The sequence below is a fragment of the Succinimonas sp. genome, assembly GCF_045225735.1.
Taxonomy (GTDB): domain Bacteria; phylum Pseudomonadota; class Gammaproteobacteria; order Enterobacterales; family Succinivibrionaceae; genus Succinimonas.
Genome location: NZ_JBGVBR010000438.1, coordinates 1 through 3,985, shown reverse-complemented (window position 1 = coordinate 3,985; position 3,985 = coordinate 1). Strand labels below are relative to the sequence as shown.

Genomic DNA, 3,985 nt, shown 5'->3' with positions numbered 1-3,985 from the left:
GATATAAGACCCAGAGCATTATAGGAGGAGATGATCCCCTGAAAATCCCGGCCCCGGCTCAGGACTCCCGTGGTATCGAACTCCCGGATGGAAAGCCGGGTTTTCAGGAGGAGACAGCTCTCCATGTCCTCCCGGGACAGAGGTTTTCCGGAAAACAGCGTGATCTCCGCCCGGAAGAGCTGGCTGATGCCTTCGGTGACTGCGCATTTGAAGGCCCGGGCGCCTGAAAGAGCGCATTCCTTCACAAAAGATACTTCGATTTCCTTTTTAAACATTTCTGCTTTACCTGTGCCTGTAATACCTGGCGGCCCCTTTGGCTGTCAGGCTTGTCCCTGACTCCTTCAGTTAACCGGCAGCGCCGGTTAACTGATATCTTCCAGGGTTTGGTTGGTTTTCAAGCCGCCTGCGATGTCCTTGACTCCCGTGGTTCCGGATTTCAAAGCATCTGAGTTTTCGGAGGAGCCTGCACCCCCTGTTTCAGTTGCGTTGATCTTTCCGGAGGATCCCGAGATATCGTCCCGGCTTCCCGTTCCATCGGTTCTGGTTCCGGCGGTGCGGTCTTCATGAAGGGCTGTGCGGCTTTGGGTTACGCTGATCTCTTCAGATCCTGTGACATCATGCCGGCCGAGGTTGGTCATGGTCGCAGTCTCGGCTAAGCGGGCTCCGGTATTTCCGGCGATATTCCTGAGTCCTCTTGCTGTCGCTGCGGCAACGTCTGCGGTCAGAGCGAGCGCATCGGCATCGCCGAAGCCATCAATGAGGCTGTCCCCGACTTCGGCAGTGTCCTGAGCCGCCAGAGGGGAAACCTCGATGCTGCCGGATACGGTGCTGAATTCCATGCGGCCGGCTGTGTGGGTGGCGCCGCTGGCGTTAAGTTCCAGAACCGAGATCTGGGAGGAAGCGAGATTGTCGGCCATGAGCAAAAGGCCGCTGGTCATAAGAGCCGCGGTTCTTATGGAGCTTATTATTATGAGATATTTGTCATGTTCGCTGACATAGCCGTTTTCCGGAGTGCGTTTTACAAAATCGTAATCCTCGCTGGCATTCCGGACAATATCGCAGGCAACTAATGCTTCCAGCACATCCGTGGTATCCAGAATCACGCTGATGAAGGAAATAACGAGATCGGCCACAGATCGAGGACCGCAGGTACCGCTGTTCACGGCCTTGATAAATTCCTTTAAGGCGGTTATGGCGTCGTCAGCAATGGACAGGCCGGTGTTGCCGTAGTCGCAGAGATTGCTGATGATGGAGGCGGCCATATCGCCGTCATCGTTGTCAGCAGACTGACAGGCAGTGTCCGAAATGGCATCGGCGACACGGAGCGAAAGGGCGGTAATAACCTTGGCAGCGCTCATGCCGTTCATGGTGTTCAGCTTGATTTGCGGCGCCGAGACAGACATGAGTCCGGTTTTGGTGCCGACGCTGCCGCCGAAGCTGTCTGACATGCCGGCGGCCATGAGGGCATTTGCCTGGAACTGGTAGCCGGACACGCTGACTCCCGTAACGGGGCTCAGGGTGATTCTGCCGTCCCAGGGGGAGAATTTGTTTTTGAAATAAGCTGTCGACAGGGAGATGCCGTTGCCGTCCATGGAGAGGGCGCTGTTCCCCACCTGCAGAGTAATGGAGGAATCCGCGGTAATGACAATATCGCTGCCCGCCTGAATGCTGACCTTTTTGCCGGCGGATGCGGTGATATCCGTGGCAGCGGCGTTTTCCAGCGCGGCGCCGTATTCCCGGTGCGTCCCGTCATAAAACAGAGAGAAGCCGGCGAGGCCCAGAATTATTTCCAGAGCGGCATCCTTCTGGGCAGCGGTGTATTTTGAGGGCTCGGTATCGGGGTATTGTTCCTTAAGGATTTCAGCCAGGCGTTTTTTGATGCTCCGGACGTCCTTAATCTTGGATACAATGGTTTCGGCACTGGCGGTGAGATCTGCTTCGGCTTTTGTCAGATTGTCCTTGGCGGTTTTCAGGTCGGTGCCGTTGTTAAGCGCTTCATCCAGTTTATCCCGGGCATTTTCTAACGCTGTAAGCTGGGTTTGGATCTCTTTCTTTTTGCTGTCATAAATCTCCGTGATTTTACGGGTGTTTGAGCGGAGAGCCAGACACTTCATAAAATCTGCAAGATGATCCTGCATAATCAGGTATTTAACAAGGGCCGCGGACTTGGAGAACCGGACGAAGGCCAGGCACTGATTATTCTGATCCCGGTTTGTGTTGGTCACCTTCCTGTCCGCGCCGGCTGTTCCGGACGGATCGTAGCCGGAGTTAAAAACCTCGCTCATCATAAGATCGTTCCGGAGACCGCTGTCATAGACCGGGAGGGCGTCCTGTTTCGAGAGATAGCCCATGAAATAGTAGCTGTTTCCCGCATGGAGAAGGAGTATTTTCTGGCCGATTTTCGGGAAATTTCCCAGGGGATCCTGACTTCCCCCAAAGCTTACAAAGTTGGCGGTGATGGCGGTGTCGGAGCCGTCAATGCGGGCATAGAAGCGGGCCGGAAAGGCGGTGTCGTCATCCGCGGCCGGAGCGACGGTTCCGGGGGAGCCGGTTTTTCCGGCGCTGTCGCACACCGTGGCCTCGCAGACCTCGGTGTCGGAATTTCCCCCTGAGGCGCCGGCAGCGTCACTCCGGAGAGCCGGGGCTCCCGTCAGATTGAAGCTCTGGCCCGGCCGGGGGATTTCGGAAATGACGAAGGCGTTTCCGGGATTCGGGTTATCCGGGATCCTGCTGAAGCAGCACAGGGGGCCCAGGGTGACATTGTCAGCGGCATCATCCGGAAAGGGCACGGCCACGGCGGTGAGAGACAGCTCCTCTTCGGCGGCGGGGCAGCCGGAAGCCCGGCGGAATCCCTTTGGCAAAGCAAGGTTAAAGCTGAAGCGGCTTCGCACCGTGAGATAGCGTGATTTATTAACCAAAAGGGGCTGACCGGAGGCCACCGCAAAATCATGAGCCTTAATCAGCGTCCGGTCGGAAAACAGTCTGTCCAGCGCCTGCGCGGACTCCCGGCCGAATGCCAGGATTTCCTCCCCGGGCTTTTTTCCGGCCCCCCGGACGGTCTCAAACCCTTTCAGAAAAACCGGCGGCGCTGTTCTGGCGGCCCCGGGAATCACAGAGCTCCCGCGAATGCTGCCAATGCCCGCGAAGCCGGTTTTCACCAGCCGATCCAGCTCCAGGGGCCCCTGGGCGAAGGACGCAGCCTCCTTAGAGCCTATGATGCAGGAGATCTCCTCTGCTTCCGTTAAGGTGTTTCCGGTGAATCTCCGGCCCCGGCCCGTCCGCCAGCCCCGGGAAAACACTGCTGTCGCGGGGGCAAAGGAGGGATCGCCTTCCTCGGTATCTTCGGGCAGTTCCAGCACGTAGTTTAAGCCGTAGTAAAAGGAGAAGCGGTTAATGAAATTAAGGTCGGTTTCGTTGTTTTCCTGAGCGGCCTGTCCCTGGCTGGGGAGCTTATCGAACAGATCCACGTCAAAGCTGCAGGGGAGATTGTATTCCGCGAAGATGCTGCTTATGATGTCCGCGGGAGAGTTATCGGGAGGGAAGCTCCTGGTGCGGAGATTAAGCCCCATGAGCGCGATTTCCGGTTCGATGACGATTTCATAGCCGTAGCAGTCGTTCCCCGGAGCGGTGTCATTGATGTCCGAAAGAAGCCCCAGAGCGTTATATGAGGTAATGATCCCGTGAAAGGTCCGGCCGCGGCGCATGGCCCCCGTGGTATCCTGCTGGGACATCTCAAGACGGGTTTTTAGGAGGAGGCAGTCTTCCAGCTCCTTCTGGGTCAGCGGGTTATCCAGAAACAGGGTAACCTGCGCCCGGAAGGGAAGGCTTATGCCCTCGCTGACAGAGCAGCGGACGGGCCAGGCGGCGGCCAGAGGACATTCCCTGACAAATGACAGCCTGATTTCTTTGTGGAACATGCCGAGGTCTCCTTCATAGTATTGTGCTGACAGCCAAATTTGCCGCAAGGCGCCGGTTTTTGCTCATG

General features: G+C 57.0%; 2 protein-coding genes. Both read right to left on the bottom strand.

The features are described from left to right. A partial coding sequence (locus tag ACJROR_RS15250) for a hypothetical protein (RefSeq protein WP_406547838.1) occupies window positions 1–275 on the bottom strand: 275 nt, incomplete at its 3' end. 87 nt (window positions 276–362) lie between these two features. Next, window positions 363–3,917 carry a contractile injection system protein, VgrG/Pvc8 family gene (locus ACJROR_RS15245; protein ID WP_406547837.1) on the bottom strand — a complete coding sequence of 1,185 codons (3,555 nt, stop codon included), beginning with the start codon at window positions 3,915–3,917 and terminating at the stop codon, window positions 363–365. Window positions 3,918–3,985: the final 68 nt, after the last annotated feature.

What these genes read in the sequence shown, in the direction of transcription:
- ACJROR_RS15245 (WP_406547837.1), bottom strand. Translation starts at nt 3,917, where the DNA reads ATGTTCCACAAAGAAATCAGGCTGTCATTTGTCAGGGAATGTCCTCTG.